Below are 15,795 nucleotides of genomic sequence, written 5' to 3'. Positions count from 1 at the left end.
GAGCCAGATCTACAGCACAGGATCTATGTCCTCAGGAGCCTGCCAGGCTTCAGCCCGACCCGTGAGTGCTGGTAGCTAATCAGCACTCGTGGAGAGATACAAGGAGCCTGCCTGCAGGCGATCCTGGGTTTGATTAAAAGCCAATCGCCTGCAGGCAGGCTCCTACGGAACAATCAAAGCGTCACGAACTGTTCGAACGGGCCGGTGATTTCGTAGGTAATGCCGAAACCGTTGCCGCCACCAAACAGGTCGCTGCCGCGCTGGGAACTGAAATACAGCCGCTGGCCGTCCGGGCTGAAGGCCGGGCCGGTGATCTCGGAATCATCCTGGCCGGTGACCTGAATCAGTGGCGCCACGTCCCCCTGTTTGTCGATCACCACAATCTGCATGTCGCCGCCATCTTCGGCCACCAGCACATCCCCGCCGCTGGAAACGGTCAGGTTGTCCACGCCCGTCAGGATCGGGTTGGTTGCGGTCGCGGCATCATAAATTACGCTAAGGCGATTGAGGTTGGTGTCCAGTTGCCACACCTTGTTGTCGCCCTTGGTCGTGAAGTACACATGACCGTGGCTGTACCAGCAGCCTTCACCGCCATCAAAGGCGGTGCTCTGCGGTAGTTGTTCGCGAGTGGGTGTCTGTAGCAGGTTGGGGGTGGGGTTGGGAATATCCAGCCAGGTCACGTAGCCCTGTGCATCCACCGCGGCGGCCTGCAGCACGCCTTCATCCAGATTCAATGAGCCATCGCTGTTCACGCCGGCGGGGATATACCGGTAGAAACGGCCGTCGCCCTCATCCTCGGTGAGGTACACCATGTTGAAGAGCGGATCCACTGCGGCGGCTTCGTGTTTGAAATACCCCAGGCCGGCACGAAGGCGGGCGGGATGATGACCAAAAGGATCACACTCGAATACCCGGCCGCACTGCGTCTCTTCACAAGATAGCCAGGTCTGCCAGGGAGTGGGGCCACCGGCGCAATTGGCATTGGTGCCGCCCAGAATCCGGTAGGCATCGTTCACCGAACCATCGGCGTTGAAGCGAATCGCGCCGGCACCACCGCCCAGCAGGCTGATGGTTTCACTGTTGGAGACATACACCCAGCCGCCATCCCCGGTGGCGAAGGTGGCACCACCATCCGGATAGCTGTGCCAGCGATAGGCGGTGCGATTCCAGAAGCTGCGACGCACGCGCTGTCCTGCGGCGGCGATCACCCGGGAAGAGAAACCTTGCGGAAGACGAATGCCGTTGGCATCCGCTGCCTGCAGCGGGCCTACTTCTGCCAGTGTGCGTGCGGACAGCGGCTGGCTGATGGCAAGCAGGGTCGGGCCAACGGCCAGGGCGGCCAGACCGGTAGTGCCCTGCTTCAACAGATCGCGACGTGACAGAGATGCCTTGGGGTTCATGTTCCCTTCCTCCGTGAAAGAAATGAAAGCGACAATGGAGGCGGCAGGGTAAAGGGCTAATGCGACAAAAAAGGTGACGAGGTGCATGACATTGCGCTGTTGCGTATGAAGCGGGTCACGTTTTGGAAAAATGTCATTGAAGGTTCACGGCCATCTAAGGCGTTTGCATGAGCCTAAATGGGTGGCCGTACTCCGTTGCGCCAGATTTTTTCAGCTTGTTCTCGTTGACGCTCACCGCGTTCAGGGTTTTGCTCTTCGAAACTCGAAACTCGAAACTCGAAACTCGAAACTCGAAACTCGAAACTCGAAACTCGCCCGCCCTTGTCGTGGCAGCCACAACGGAAGCATTACCGCGTTGCTGCCAGCACAGAAATCAGCAACGCAGTTTCTGTTTCCTGATGATCCGCACGTACGCAACGCAGCTGGAAGCGACCCGGCACATCAAATCGCCAGGGCAGGGAAACCGTGCTGCCGGGTTCGCTAAGGCGGGTGTTGGGGTAGTCCTTGCGCAGGTCCGGCATCAATCGGTGGATCAGGTTCTGATCGCTCAGGGCGCGGCTGTCACCGAGGGCGAACAGGTGCCAGTCGTTACTGCTGTTGTGGATGGTCAGTGATGTGGCGCTATTGAGAGGCAGGCGCAGGCTTTGAGGCTGCCACTGTGCAGAAAATGCCACCGTAGTGGCGGGCAGTTCACCGGGGTTACGCAGGGCGGTGCCGGCGGCCATGGGGATTTCGTCAGGCAGGATGCCGTGGCCGTGGCACAGCGGACTGCCCAACACTAACACCATGAAAACATGCAAACGTCGCACGACGTGCCCCCCATCAGACTGCTGGGGCTAATGTGACTCAGATTGCCATCATGTGCCAGTGTTGCCGCAAGGAAAGCGGCATCACTACCCGCAGGCAGTGATGCCGTTGTGGTTCAGGGCAGGGTACCGCTGTTGTTACCGCTGACCAGCGCAATCTGACGGCCGTCGCTGAGCGTGATCGTGGCGGCACCATCGCTGTGGATGTCGTAGTGCAGACTGCCGGCCAGGCAGCTGTCTTGTACATCCACGGTCAGCCGGAAAACATTCTCCAGCGAGCCGCTCAGGGTGTTGCCCGCGTCAATCGTGCCGCTTTCGGTGAGTGTGCGTTGGGTGCTCACCCAGGGCACAGGATATTCCCCCAGCCCGGTGTCAAAGGCACGATCAAACAGGGTTTCGCCACAACCATCGCTGTGCAGATCAATCTGGCTGGCCGCGACGCTGCGGTTCTCGATGTCACTCACCCAGTAAGCCTTGTTATGGAACAACTCATATTCCGGGTAATCCAGTGCGGGTTCGTAGCGGTAGCGCACAGTGGCGGGTTGCTGTACGCGAACCCGGCCACGGCTGTAGTCGGCCATCTTCTGCCATTCATCCAGCTGGATGTAGGTCAGGTGTTCCGCAATGGGGTGCAGGTAAAAGACATAATCGGAGTCGCTTCTGATAAAGGCTTCCTGCAACGCCAGCGCGGTCGTGACGTGCACAATTTCATCGGCACCACTGTAGGCATTGGTGGTGGGGATGTACTTCAGGTTGCCCACATAATCCACCACATCCCCCTGGGCACCGAGGCGGGTCTGTGTCTGCAGTTCCTGGAAGCCGGACAGCAACGGTGCGGTGAGCGTGGCGCCAGTAAGGTCGAACAAGGATCCCAGCAGTGAATCCACCACCGGTACGTTCAACAGGCTACCGGAGAACCCCACCCAGTTGATGGCCGCCGCATAATCCTGCGGGTAGAGTGCCGCCAGACGCAGGGTGCCGTAACCGCCCATGGAGTAACCACTGAGCATCACACGATCGGTATCGATGGGGTAGTTGGCAATCACGTCTGCCTGCACATCCAGCACATCCCGTTCGGAAATGTCCGAGTAAAAACCCTGAGTGCCACGGCCAAGCGGTGCCGCGAGAATGCGGTTGTTGTCGTCGGCAAATGCCTGTTGAAAGTTGCGCTGATTGATCTGGCTGGCATGGTTGGCTTCGCAGCCATGCATCACCATCTGCAATTCATGGGGGCCGGGCTGGTCCGGTACATAGACGCCATAAGGCTGGTACTTGCCGAGATAATGGAAGTACTGCTCACAGGGGTACTGGGTATCGCCGTTGCGTCCGGGGATACCGGTAATCGATACGCCTTCACCCGGCGGCAGGGTGTAGTTGGAGGTATAAACCCGTTGCTGGAAACCGGTCACCTCAGGCGCCGGGCGATCCGCACGCTGACGCAAATCCGCCAGGGAAACCTGCTCACCGAATTCACTGATGTCACCGCTCGCAAGAACGCGGGCCTGATTGTCTTCCCAGAAGTTGCCAGCATCAGGAAGGATCTGCGCGGGCACGGCACCGGCGCGGGCGGATTCATGGGGGCCACGGAAGGCCACATTCATCACCGTGCCATCGGCCTGAGCGACAACAGCCTGAATGCGCCACTCCGGGGAATCGGGCAGCGCAAGCGTGCCGCTGATGATATTGCTGTCCGGATCACCATCACGGAACACATGAAGCTGTTCCCAGCCATCGCTGTAGACGCCAAGTCCAGGCCAGTCACCGCCCCCGGTGCTGGCATCGTTATCGGTATCGATTGCCAGGGCGGCGATGCTGTTGTCTTCGCTGTAAAGGGTGTTGAGTTCAAAACGGACCTGCAGCTCGTCGCCCTCCAGTGACAGCATCAGTGATACCAGATCGGCGGTGTTTTCCAGGCCGGGAGGGTAAGGCTGATCACCTGCCGTGGGAGACAGCAGGCCGGGAGTAATGGCGAGCGGTGAATAGTGTGTGCCCGCTCTGCCCAGCAGGTTGAGCACAGCAAGGGGATCGAGCCCCACCAGCCCGGCATCGGCGCCGTAGTCATCGTACACATAGTCCCGGTAAATCAGCGCGCCGTCACACCACTCGGTAGTGCCCGCCACCCAGCTTTTTCGGGTGCAGTCCCGTGGCATGGGGACAGCGGTGAAGGGCACCTCCGTAATCGGGGGTGTTTCCTGGGGCGCGGCCGTTGCCAATGAGGGTGGTGTGCTGCCGCCACCACCGCCGCAGGCGGTCAGGGCGAGCAGCATCGGAGTGAGAAGGACGAGTGATTGTTTCATGGTCATGCCCCGGGACATTGTTGTTATCGGGTGAAGGTCGTGCCTCCATGAAATGGTAATGGTCCAGTTGCCTTGCAGCCGGACAGATCAGGCCATTAGCCATTACAGAGATGAGTGATGTGGTGAGATCCTGTTAAGGGTGTAACCGAGTGTTTGCGGCTCACTGGTAGTGAGCGGTGGGTGTCGATACTCTGGATACGCTCCCTGTCCATGGTCAACCTGGAGGATCCATGTCGTTTTCAGTACGTGCATTGTTTGCTGGCGTTTTTCTGCTGTTAATGTCGAGCGCAATGGCTGCGCCTTTAACCGTGGGTGTCAAAGCGTCGCCGCCGTTCAGCTTTCAGAGTGGTGATCGCTGGGACGGAATCAGTGTGGAGTTGTGGGAGAACGTGGCCGAACGGTCCGGAGTGGAATACCGCTATCGGGTCTATCCCTCGGTAAGCGATATGCTGGTGGCGGTGGAACAGGGGCAGATTGATCTGGCGCTGGGTGCCGTTAGTGTGACGGCCGACCGGGAGCGGCGGATGGACTTTTCCCAGCCCATGTACCGGGGTGGTCTCGGGATCATGACTCGCAGCGAACCGGGTGGCTGGCTGGTAACCCTGCAGAACCTGTTCTCCTGGAAATTCTTTTCTGCGGTCCTGGCGCTGGTCATCGTGTTGCTGATCGTCGGGGTGCTGATCTGGCTGTTCGAGCGCAAGCGCAATCCGGAACAGTTTGGTGGCTCCATGAGCGAAGGGATTGGCAGCGGCTTCTGGTGGTCCGCAGTGACCATGACCACCGTGGGCTATGGCGACAAGGCGCCGGTGAGCAAGGCGGGACGATTGCTTGGGTTGGTGTGGATGTTTGTCAGCATTATCACCATTTCCGGTTTTACCGCGGCCATTGCCTCCAGCGTCACCGTCAATCAGCTGCAAACCCGCATCAAGGGCGCGGCGGATCTGCCGCGAGTGAATGTGGCCAGTGTGGAGAACACCAGCGGAGCCCAGTGGCTCGCAGCGCAGGGGATCCAGTACAAGCCCTACAAAAACCTTGAGCAGGCCATGCGAGCGGTAGCGCTGGGCGAGGAGGATGCACTGATTGCTGATGCACCGGTGATGCGCTATCTGATTCGCGAGCGGGGCGGCAAGAACCTGCTGGTGCTGCCGGGCCTGATCCGGGAAGAAAGTTACGCCTTTGCCATGGCCAACGGCAGCGAGCTGCAAGAGCCGGTTAACCAGGCCATGCTGACCATCCTGCCCACGGAAGAATGGCGCATGATCCTTAACCGATATCTGGGGCAGTAAAGATCAGTTGCGAGTGACGAGTTTCGAGTTGCGAAATTCAAAGGCAAAGCCTTGCGATTCATGAGAGTGGGTTTTTGCTCTTCGAAACTCGAAACTCGAAACTCGAAACTCGCCTTATACCGTCATGATCGACTTGGTCACCGATCCGGTGGCAATCAATCGCTCTTCGCCTTCCGCATTCACCGCATACGCTTCCGCACGCATGGCGGCCAGGGTGCGGCCGATGCGGTCGGCCTTGCCGCGCAGCATGATGGTCTCGCCCTTGAAGGCGGCGCGCAGCACGCTGTTGTGGGTTTCCACGGTGACGGGTGCCTGGTGGTCATCCAGTAGCGGTACTGCCGCAAAGAAGCAGGCCACATCCATCAGTGCATAGAGCACCCCGCCATGTAACGCGCCCAGCGGGTTGGTAGTGAAATCATTGACCTGAAAGCGCAGTTCACTGGTCCCTTCACCGGCATGCAGCAATTCCAGCTCGCAGGCGCGGTGCAGCGGGTGGGCAAGGACTTCATCGCGGGCGATATCAAGGCGGCTCATGGGGCAATCTCTCTCGACTAAGGCGGAAACGGCGGCCACTTTGCCTGCAATCGGCCGCACTGTGAATGACCGCAGGGAACCTCACGGCTTGACGTCAGTCTCAATGTTGCCGAGGATACCCCCTCATACACGTTGGCGGTTTCATGAAATCACTGGTCTGGACATTGCTGCTGATCATCTGCACTCACGTGCTGGTGCTTGATGCGGTGCATCATGAACATGATGCCGGCACAGGCTATGCCCAGTCCGACAGCGCGGATCATCAGCATCGTGCTCAGACCGATGTGCTGGATCAGGGGGCAGAGCATTGCTGTCAGTGCCACGGCTTCATGACCGGGGTCGACTGCCCGCCAGCCCGTCAGCCCGCGCCGCCCTCGGCGCAGTTCGCCTGGCGTCCGGATCTTCCTGAAGCGCCTCCGGAATCTCCCTTCCGCCCTCCTATCGCCTGATTGCTCTCACATCGTTCTCCCGGCGACCCGTGGCGTCTGTCCGCGTGCCGCTGAGATTCCCCGTGTCTGAACTATCAGGAGACTTCCCATGGGAAGCCGTTACCTTGTGCGTGCCAGCGTCATGCTGGCCGTGCTGTGTGGCTGGCCGCTGGCCGCCACCGCGACTGTCGATACACCTTCGGCAGCGCAAACAGAATGGGCGCAATGGGTGCGCCAGCAAGTACAGCAATTACCCGCCAGCCGTGCCATCCATGCACGTCAGGAACAGTGGTTGGCGGAAAGCCGCGGCGATGATCAGCCGCTGTATAACCCGAACCTGAACCTCACCTATGAAGACAGCGCCGAGGTCACCAAAACGGTGGGCCTCAGCCAGACCCTGGACTGGTCCGGCAAGGCGCGGGCCAGCCGTGATGTGAGCGCGCTGCGTTTGGTGCTGGCGGAGCTGCGCGGGCAAAAGGCCCGGGCCGATCTGCTGGCACAATCCCTCCAGGCGTTGATCGGCTGGGATGCTGCCCAGGCGAGACTGCAGGCTGCCCGTGAGCAGGAGCAGCAGCTCACCGAACTGGCTGCCCTGATACGCCGGCGCCAACAGGCCGGTGACGTGGGGCAGGTAGATGCCAGCCTGACACTGTTGTCGGTGGGTCGGGCCCAGCAATCCCTCGCCGAAGCGGAGGCACTCGCCACCGGCGCGCAAACCCGGTTGCGCGAGGTGATGGCGTTGTCGTCTCCAGCTCACCCAGTACCAGACTACGATGTCACTTTGGGCGCGGCCGTTACGGACAGCTCCGATGCACGTCTGCAAGCCAACTACGATCTGCAGCTGGCGGAACAGCAGCTGGCCCTGGCCGAGCAAGGCGTCACCCTGGCCGACAAGCAGCGCAACGCGGACCCATCCCTTGGCCTGTATGTGGGCAAGGAAGGTGACGATAACCTGTGGGGTGTGGATCTCAGCTTGCCGCTGAAGTTCTTCAACACCGACAAGCCTGCCTACCAGCAGGCGCTGGCTGACAGCGATGCCCGCCGTGCCCTGCTGGAGAAAACCCGCAACGACATCCGCGCCCGCCTCGACGGCGCCCGTGACAACCTGGTGCAGCAACAGCGCCGCTGGCAACGCTGGCAGCAACTGACGCAGCCCTCACTGGACACCAACGGCGCCTTGCTCAAGCGCGTCTGGCAGCAGGGCGAACTCACCACCCAGAACTATCTGCTGGCCCTCAACCAAAGCCTGGACACCCGCCTCGCCGGCATCGCCCTGCGCGAAGCCGTGCAACGTGCCTGGATCGACTGGCTCCAGCAAAGCGCCCAGCTGGATGAGTGGCTGAACCAGTTGGCGAACTAATCCATCAGGTTACGACTGACCTAAAAAATTGCTGTAGGAACCGAGCTTGCGAGGTAACAGCCGCAGGCTGGCCCCAAAGGGGTGGCGAAACGCATAACGCCAGTTAAAACGAAAAAATAAGCGAAAAATTACTGTAGGAGCGCCACTTGAGGCGCGAATGGTTTCTGCGACACGCGGTGCCGCCTTCTTCGCGCCCTGAACGGCGCTCCTACAAAAAATGGGAAATTTTTATGAAAACGAAAGTGACATTTCAAAAAACACCGCTGGCCATTGCACTGCTGGCCAGCCTGTCTTTTCCCGTCTGGGCAGAAGACAATCATGGCCATGATCATGAGACTGCGCCTGCGAAGAGTGAATCCCATAGCCAGGAAAACCATGACGACCACGATGCTCACGATGAGCATGGCGATGGCGCGCCCGAACATGAGCATAAAGAAGAACACGGCGGAGATGGCGAACATGGTGAGGAGGAAGCGGCCGGGGTGACCCTTACGCCCGATCAAAAGACCATGCTTAACTTGCAGGTGATTAAGTTGCAGCCGCAGAAAAGCGCCACTCAATCCCTCACCGTCCCGGCAGAAATCACCAGCAACCAGTACCGCACCTGGGTGGTGCCGGTACGCATCGATTCCCAGGTGCAATCACGCAGTGCCTCACTGGGCCAGCACATGAAAAAGGGCGAGCCCATCGCCACCCTGTTCAGCCCGGCCATGGCCGAGCTGCAAAGTGATCTGCAGGTGGCTGCCGATGCCTGGCGGCGGGTGAACAATCTGGGCCGTCGCACCGTGGGGAATCAGCGCTATCTGGATGCACAAAGCCAGTACCAGTCCCTGCGCGCCCGTGCCAGAGGTTATGGTCTGGATGAGGCCGCCATCGGTGCCATCGAAAGCGGCAAAAGCGAAAAGGGCATCTACACGCTCACCGCGCCGGATGACGGTCTGGTACTGGAAGATGCCTTCCAGCAGGGCCAGTGGCTCACTGCCGGCAGTGAACTGGTCACTCTGGTGGATGAATCCGAGCTGTGGGCGGAAGCGGCGCTGCCGCCCAGCCCGGGTCTGCATATCCCCACCGGCACTGCCGCGCGTCTGCTTATTGGTGATGCGGTTGTGGAAGGCGAAGTGATCCAGTCTGGCCACCGCCTCAACACGGTGACGCGAACCCTGTCGGTACGGGTCGCCATTCCCAACGCCGGCCACCTGCTACATCCCGGTATGTTTGCCGATGTGGTCCTGTCACTGTCGGCTCCGCAGAACGCACTCACCGTACCGGAAGAGGCTCTCACCCGGGGTCCCGATGGCGATTGGCAGTTGTTTGTGGAAGAAGAACCGGGTCATTACCAGCCGGTGGAAATCGAACTCAGTGGCCAGCTCGGCGAGCAGCGCATCGTCACTGGCATTGAGGCAGGCAAACGCGTCGTCACTCGCGGTGCCTTTTTTCTGGCCAGCGAAATGGCCAAGTCCGGTTTTGAAGTGCATAACCACTGAGGATCACTGCCATGTTTAATCGTATTGTCGATTGGGCGGTGACCAACCGCCTGATGGTGTTGTTGCTGCTGGTGATCACCGTGGGTGTGATCGGCTGGCAATTACCCAACCTGAAACTGGATGCCTTCCCGGACGTGACCAACGTGCAGGTGCAGGTAAATACGGAAGCGGAAGGCCTGGCCGCCGAAGAGGTGGAGCAGTTGATCACCTATCCCATCGAGGCAGTGATGTACGCGCTACCCCAGGTGGCCGAGGTGCGTTCCATTTCCAAGACCGGCCTGTCCATCGTCACCGTGGTGTTCGAAGATAGCACCGATATCTACTTCGCACGCCAGCTGGTGTTCGAACGTTTGCAGGCGGCGCGGGAAGATATTCCCGAGGGCGTCGGCACCCCGGAGATGGGCCCCAACACTTCCGGGCTCGGGCAGGTCTATCAATACCTGCTCACCGCCAAACCCGGTGCCAACATCGATGCCATGCAACTGCGCAGCCTCAACGACTGGGTGGTGAAGTTGCTGCTTATGCCTGTGGGCGGCGTCACCGATGTGCTCAGTTACGGCGGGGAAGTGCGCCAGTATCAGGTCAACGTGAACCCCTCCCGATTGCTGGCCTACGACCTGAGCCTGCAACAGGTGATGGAGGCCATCGCCGCCAACAACCGCAACGCCGGTGGCTGGTATCTGGATCGCGGTGCCGAGCAACTGGTGATTCGTGGCATGGGCTGGGTGAGTAGCGGCGAGCAGGGCCTGCAAGACATTGCTGCGATTCCCCTGCGCGAAGTGGATGGCACCCAGGTGCGTGTCAGCGATGTGGCCAAGGTCGAGTTTGGCGGCGAGATCCGCCAGGGCGCGCTCACCATGACCCGTCGCGACGCCAATGGCGAACCGGAAGCGCTGGGCGAAGTGGTGGCGGGTATCGTGCTCAAACGCATGGGCGCCAACACGAAGGCCACCATCGATGGCATCAAGGCACGGGAAGCGCGCATCCAGCAGGCCCTGCCCGACGGGGTGGAGTTCCAGGTGTTCTACGATCAGGCGGACCTGGTGGAAAAAGCCGTCAGTACCGTGGTCACCGCCTTGCTGCTGGCGTTCGTGTTTATCGTCATCGTGCTGGCCCTGTTCCTGATGAATCTGCGCGCCACCGTGCTGGTGCTGCTGTCGATTCCCCTCTCCATTGGGCTCGCCCTGCTGGCCATGACCAGCTTCGACATGTCCGCCAACCTCATGTCCCTGGGCGGCCTGGCCGTGGCCATCGGCATGCTGGTGGATGGCTCGGTGGTGATGGTGGAAAACATCTTCAAACACCTGAGCCGGGTGGAAGGCAGCCACGATGCCCAGGGCGGTATTGCCCTGCGCGTCAAAGACGCTGGCCAGGAAGTGGCGCGCCCGGTGTTCTTCGCGGCCAGCATAATTTTGGTGGTGTTCCTGCCGCTGTTCGCCTTCGAAGGGGTGGAAGCGAAAATGTTCGTGCCCATGGCCATCAGTATTATGCTGGCCATGGCCGCCGCCGTGCTGGTGGCGTTGATCGTGGTACCGGCGCTGGCCGGCTTTATGTTCCGTCACGGCGTGGAAGAAAAGCCCAACAAACTGATGCAGTGTCTGGAAGCCCGTTATCGGAAGCTGTTGGCCAAAGCCATGCAGGCCCGCAAGGCAGTCATAGGCGGCGCGGTGGGTCTGTTCGCTTTGGCGCTCGCCACAACCCCCTTCATCGGCACCGAATTCGTGCCGGTACTGGAAGAAGGTACGTTGGCCCTGCGCGTGACCCTGGCGCCGTCCTCCAGTCTCGATACCGCGTTGGAAGTGGGTGAAAAACTGGAGAAGGAGATCATGACCTTCCCGGAAGTGACCTACGCACTTAGCCGGGTAGGGCGCGCGGAAATCGGTGGCGATCCGGAGCCGGTGAGTAACGTGGAAATCTACATCGGCCTCAAGCCTGTCGATAAATGGGAAAGCGCCAGCACACGTCTTGAGCTGCAGGAAAAGATCCAGCAGAAACTGGCCGTCCATCCCGGCCTGCTGCTCAACTTTTCCCAGCCCATCGCCATGCGCGTGGACGAACTGCTCTCCGGCGTGAAGGCGCAACTGGCCATTAAATTGTTTGGCCCGGATCTCGACGTGTTGCAGGAAAAAGGCGAAGCCATCACTCAGGCCGTCAAGGCGGTCGACGGCGCCACCGACGTGCAACTGGAACAGATCGCCGGTGAAGCCCAACTGGTGGTCACCCCGGAGCGCAATGCCCTCAGCCGTTACGGCCTAAGCGTTAACCAGGTCATGGATCTGGTCAGCAACGGCCTGGGCGGCGGCAGCGCCGGGCAGGTGATCAACGGCAACGAACGCTACGACATCTATGTGCGCCTGGAGCAAAGCGCGCGCCACAATGGTGAAGCGATTCGCAACCTGCGGTTAAAGGCAGCGGACGGCGCCTGGGTACGGCTCATGGATGTGGCAGATGTCGATCTGGTGTCCGGCCCACCCCAGATCAGCCGCGACGACGTGCAGCGCCGCGTGGTCATCCAGGCCAACGTGGCCGGGCGTGACATGGGCTCGGTAGTCACCGACATCCAGCAAGCCATCGACAGCGAAGTGGATCTGCCCCCCGGCTACAGCGTGGATATCGGCGGCCAATACGAAAACCAGCAGCGCGCCCAGCAACGCCTGGCCATGGTGGTGCCCGTGGCTGTAGGCCTGATTGCCCTACTGCTCTACTTCGCCTTCGGCTCCGTGGCCCAGGCCGCGCTGATTTTGGTCAACGTCCCATTGGCCCTGATCGGCGGCATCCTCGCATTAGCCCTCAGCGGCCAGTATTTGTCCGTGCCCAGCTCCGTGGGCTTTATCACCCTGTTCGGCGTGGCGGTGCTCAATGGCGTGGTCATGGTAGAAGCCATCAACCACCGCATGCGCGATGGGGAAGCATTGGAGACAGCCATCTTCGAAGGCGCCGTCTCCCGTCTTCGCCCGGTACTGATGACTGCACTTACCTCCATGCTGGGGCTGATTCCCATGTTGCTGGCCACGGGTGTGGGTAGTGAGGTGCAGCGGCCGTTGGCGGTGGTAATTGTGGGTGGATTGGTGTCGGCTACGGCGTTGACGTTGTTGGTGTTGCCGAGTCTGTATGGGGTGTTTGACGCACGGGGCAAGACCTGACCCCAATATCCCCGTTGACCTGTAGGAGATCCAGCTTGCTGGACGAGTGCGGAGGTGATTGTGGTCCCCACCTGGGTGACTCCGCATCTGCTGAGATGCCATCGCACCATGATACGTGCGTGTCCTCGCCGGACGGGCCCAAAGGGGTGTAACGCGACACCCCTCTGGACTCCCCCGCGCCCCGACTCCGTTCGGCCTGCTCCGCAGGCACACTCCGGTACTCAGGATCTGGCGGACGCAAAAAAGACTCGCTCCGCTCAGACAGGTTTTTTGCTCTTCGCCGCCAGATCCTTCCGTTCCTCGACTCACTCTAACGGGGAGGATGCCGCCCTGATGGCATTGGTGAGTTCGTATAGTATCGCGTGAACCGCTATCGATAGTGGTTCCCCGGAAAGCGATGCTTGCATCGTGCACCCCGATGCACGATGCAAAACCTGACCCAATATCCCTGTTGGTTAAACCCTTTTTCAACGGAAGTAGTGCTCATTCCAGAAGTTTGGTGCTTACCCGTCAGCTATCTGATTGATATACATGAGAAAAGAATGGTGCGAATAAGTGACCCGGAGTCAGGAGTTATAAGGAAGGTTCCTTATAACTCCGTGTAGGAGATTGGCTATAGCCGGCCAAGCTGTTGTTATGGCAGGCTTTTCATCGGGGAGTATGTACGAAGGTTCCAGAGTTATATAGAACCGAGTTATACGGAACGTTCTAATTAATTCGCTGTTACGTTGATTGATTATGAGCCCAAGTGAGTACCTCGAATTAATGGAATTCCCTCCAGAATGGCAGGAGTGGAAGATGATTCCGGAGCAGTGGTTGAAGGGCGCGGTATCAAGCTATGCGCCGGGGATGGAAAATGCCTCGGAACATGATCGTAACGGGGCATTCCATTGGTGGCTAAAGGCGCGGCCGTCGAAGGCTGAATTATCTAAACTCTGGCAGCTTACCTTGCTTGATCCGGATCAGGTCATGGCCTCGGATGTGAGAAGATACATAAAGGAAGCTGAAAACTTCAGTGCGGAGCTGGAGTTGCAGCAACGTAACAAGTAGGTGCACTCGACGAGCGCGTGACCTAGGCGTTAACCTTTTATGAGTAAGAAATGCTGGATTGTTATTGGTTGCTTGGTCACGTCTCTGATGCTTAGTAATGGGTATTGGGCTATGAAATGGCTCAATCTTAGTCTCAATGAAAAAATGTTGAGTGCTGATGCTTCTGAATCTGAGTCTAGGGCTTCCAAGTTGTTTGAGCTGGTTGAAGTCTTGTCACAAGGGAAAAGCCGTAACGAAATGGAGGCTTTGCTGTCGTCTCGTTACGGAGACCTGTTGTGGTGTGATGAGGGCGCTATAAATTTGCCATTTGTGCGATTCATTTACACGGGTGATAGTCTTGATTCTGTTTCAGACCAAACTCAAATTGAGCCGAGAGACAAAGGTTAACAAGGGCCTCCAGGCCGACCTTCGGCGGCTGAGGCGGGCGTTATGCGGGGGAAGCGTGAGAAGAAAGGGGCCACCTTATAAAATTGAATTGGGCATTCCAGGGCAACAACCTCCTGCGTATGTTAAGTCCATCCAGAAAGGAAAGGTAACCTTAGGTGGAGATGTGGGATTGCTTGGCTTAGGTAACGAAGCCCGTTTTCAAGATTGCGCAGTAGTAGATGACAATGAAGAGCTTGCTGCTCTTATGTGCGATCTAAATGAGAAAGGTGTTGCTTTCGCATATGACTATAAGGAATCCATTTCACCGAGTCGATTCATGGCTATCCTTCAAGACAAGGGAATTGTTGTCGGCTCTTATAAAGAGATATCTTGGAGTGGGCCGAAGAACTGGCATTTGACGGTGTATGAAATGGAAGAGGACGCATAACAAGGCGCTGCTGCCGACAAGTGCGGACAGCGAGGGTCAGGTCTCCCATTTCCCCAAAAGCCTATCCTTCCCTACAAATGCCCCACCTTCACATAAATCAACGCCCCATCTTCCTTTGTAAACGGCGTGTGTTGGCTCAGGTGGGGGCTGCGGAGCCAGGTGCCTTTGGGGTAGCTTCCGTGCTCGTCGTAAAAGGTGCCTTCCAGTACGAAGATCTCTTCTCCGCCCCAATGCTGGTGTGGCTGGAATTGGGTATTAGGGGCCCATTTGACCAGCGCCACGTGCTCACCTTCGAAATCGTGCAGGGGCATCACCGTCAGCCCTTCGACAAGCCCTTGCCGCCAGGGCTGGGAGTGCGTGTCGATGACTTTTTGCTCGGTGTCGTCCTGGCTGAATTGATGTAGCTTGACCAGTATCGTGGCGCCTTCCTTGCCTATTCTCGGGGTGTGAGAGGTGCCGATGGGGTTGCGCACATAGCTCCCTGCCGGGTAGTGCTGATGCTCATCCGAAAACACCCCTTCCAGGACCAGGAATTCTTCTCCGCCATCATGGGTGTGGGATGAGAATTCGCTGTGCGGCGCATAGCGCACGATCGAGGTGGCTCGGGCCACTTCGTCGCCGATACGGTCCAGCATCATGCGTTCAACCCCCGGCATGGGAGAGGCGACCCAGCGATAATCGCTGGGCCGAATAACGATACGTTGCTCAAAATCAGCGTTGAGTAATGTGGCCATAGTCATCTCTGGATAAATGCCATTCTGGCGGGTGGTGGTTGCCTGAATCCATCGGTGAAGTACCGGCTTAGTAAACGATGTTATCTGTAGAAAAAGAGTGAAGCGAGCAAGGGATGGCGGTTATTGCTAGTGACATCCTGAAACCGCAAGTGGTAACCGCCTCAGCGTCAGTGGTTGGGGCGAGCGACAAGATGACAAAAAGGTTCATCGCAGGTTTGCGGGAATCCGCTGCTGCGCTTTGCTCCACCCTGAGTGAAATTGATGCCATGGGGCAGCTTGCGGAACGAAGGGGGGATGATCCTGGATTTTGTTCGCCCCTCCAATGGGGCTCCTAAAACAAGAACAGCAACACGTCGCAATTCGCCCTCAGTAAACTCTGTGACCTCTGTGGTAAATCTGATTTTGATCTTTGCGTGATGCATGAAGCGTGCTGCGGCCGCAGAGCGGCAAAAAAAACCG

Annotated in this window: 13 protein-coding genes; 8 read left to right on the top strand and 5 right to left on the bottom strand. The window is 58.8% G+C overall.

Features of this window, described 5'->3' with window-relative positions:
- Positions 1 to 173 precede the first annotated feature (173 nt).
- The 3 genes from MWU49_RS08765 to MWU49_RS08755 form a co-directional block, all read right to left on the bottom strand.
- Positions 174 to 1,400 carry an alkaline phosphatase PhoX gene (locus MWU49_RS08765; protein WP_246970699.1) on the bottom strand — a complete coding sequence of 409 codons (1,227 nt, stop codon included), beginning with the start codon at positions 1,398 to 1,400 and terminating at the stop codon, positions 174 to 176.
- 347 nt (positions 1,401 to 1,747) lie between these two features.
- On the bottom strand, positions 1,748 to 2,209 hold the full coding sequence (locus MWU49_RS08760; RefSeq protein WP_246970697.1) for a hypothetical protein: 462 nt from the start codon (positions 2,207 to 2,209) through the stop codon (positions 1,748 to 1,750).
- Positions 2,210 to 2,322: 113 nt separating this feature from the next.
- Complete coding sequence (locus tag MWU49_RS08755) at positions 2,323 to 4,503, bottom strand: hypothetical protein (protein ID WP_246970695.1); 2,181 nt, start codon at positions 4,501 to 4,503, stop codon at positions 2,323 to 2,325.
- Between the two features lie 230 nt (positions 4,504 to 4,733).
- On the opposite strand from MWU49_RS08755, the gene MWU49_RS08750 reads away from it, so the two are divergent.
- Entirely contained in the window at positions 4,734 to 5,789 is a 1,056-nt protein-coding gene (locus MWU49_RS08750) for a transporter substrate-binding domain-containing protein (protein WP_246970693.1), read from the top strand.
- 114 nt (positions 5,790 to 5,903) lie between these two features.
- Here the strand turns inward: MWU49_RS08750 and MWU49_RS08745 are convergent, their stop codons facing one another.
- A complete protein-coding gene (locus MWU49_RS08745) occupies positions 5,904 to 6,323 on the bottom strand; it encodes a PaaI family thioesterase (protein ID WP_246970691.1) in 420 nt (139 codons plus the stop codon).
- A 143-nt stretch (positions 6,324 to 6,466) separates the two neighbouring features.
- Here MWU49_RS08745 and MWU49_RS08740 point away from each other — a divergent pair, with 143 nt between their 5' ends.
- The 7 genes from MWU49_RS08740 to MWU49_RS08710 all read left to right on the top strand — a co-directional run bounded on the left by MWU49_RS08740 (position 6,467) and on the right by MWU49_RS08710 (position 14,602).
- Positions 6,467 to 6,772, top strand: a complete 306-nt coding sequence (locus tag MWU49_RS08740; protein ID WP_246970689.1) for a hypothetical protein — start codon at positions 6,467 to 6,469, stop codon at positions 6,770 to 6,772.
- 88 nt (positions 6,773 to 6,860) lie between these two features.
- Positions 6,861 to 8,111, top strand: a complete 1,251-nt coding sequence (locus tag MWU49_RS08735) for a TolC family protein (protein ID WP_246970687.1) — start codon at positions 6,861 to 6,863, stop codon at positions 8,109 to 8,111.
- 242 nt (positions 8,112 to 8,353) lie between these two features.
- The gene (locus tag MWU49_RS08730) at positions 8,354 to 9,595 is read left to right on the top strand and encodes an efflux RND transporter periplasmic adaptor subunit (RefSeq protein WP_246970685.1); all 1,242 of its coding nucleotides are present in this window, start codon (positions 8,354 to 8,356) and stop codon (positions 9,593 to 9,595) included.
- Positions 9,596 to 9,606: 11 nt separating this feature from the next.
- Positions 9,607 to 12,738, top strand: coding sequence for a CusA/CzcA family heavy metal efflux RND transporter (locus MWU49_RS08725; protein WP_246970683.1), 3,132 nt, complete (start codon positions 9,607 to 9,609; stop codon positions 12,736 to 12,738).
- A 798-nt stretch (positions 12,739 to 13,536) separates the two neighbouring features.
- On the top strand, positions 13,537 to 13,788 hold the full coding sequence (locus tag MWU49_RS08720; protein WP_246970681.1) for a hypothetical protein: 252 nt from the start codon (positions 13,537 to 13,539) through the stop codon (positions 13,786 to 13,788).
- A 111-nt stretch (positions 13,789 to 13,899) separates the two neighbouring features.
- Positions 13,900 to 14,175 carry a hypothetical protein gene (locus tag MWU49_RS08715; RefSeq protein ID WP_246970678.1) on the top strand — a complete coding sequence of 92 codons (276 nt, stop codon included), beginning with the start codon at positions 13,900 to 13,902 and terminating at the stop codon, positions 14,173 to 14,175.
- Between the two features lie 55 nt (positions 14,176 to 14,230).
- Positions 14,231 to 14,602, top strand: a complete 372-nt coding sequence (locus tag MWU49_RS08710; RefSeq protein ID WP_246970676.1) for a hypothetical protein — start codon at positions 14,231 to 14,233, stop codon at positions 14,600 to 14,602.
- Between the two features lie 71 nt (positions 14,603 to 14,673).
- On the opposite strand, the gene MWU49_RS08705 is transcribed toward MWU49_RS08710, so the two are convergent.
- Positions 14,674 to 15,336 carry a cupin domain-containing protein gene (locus MWU49_RS08705; RefSeq protein ID WP_246970673.1) on the bottom strand — a complete coding sequence of 221 codons (663 nt, stop codon included), beginning with the start codon at positions 15,334 to 15,336 and terminating at the stop codon, positions 14,674 to 14,676.
- Positions 15,337 to 15,795 lie beyond the last annotated feature (459 nt).

This window comes from Alcanivorax sp. S6407, assembly GCF_023016115.1.
In the GTDB taxonomy this organism is placed as follows: Bacteria; Pseudomonadota; Gammaproteobacteria; order Pseudomonadales; family Alcanivoracaceae; genus Alcanivorax.
The sequence above is the reverse complement of the archived record's forward strand: the minus strand, read 5'-3'. Positions and strand labels throughout refer to the sequence as shown.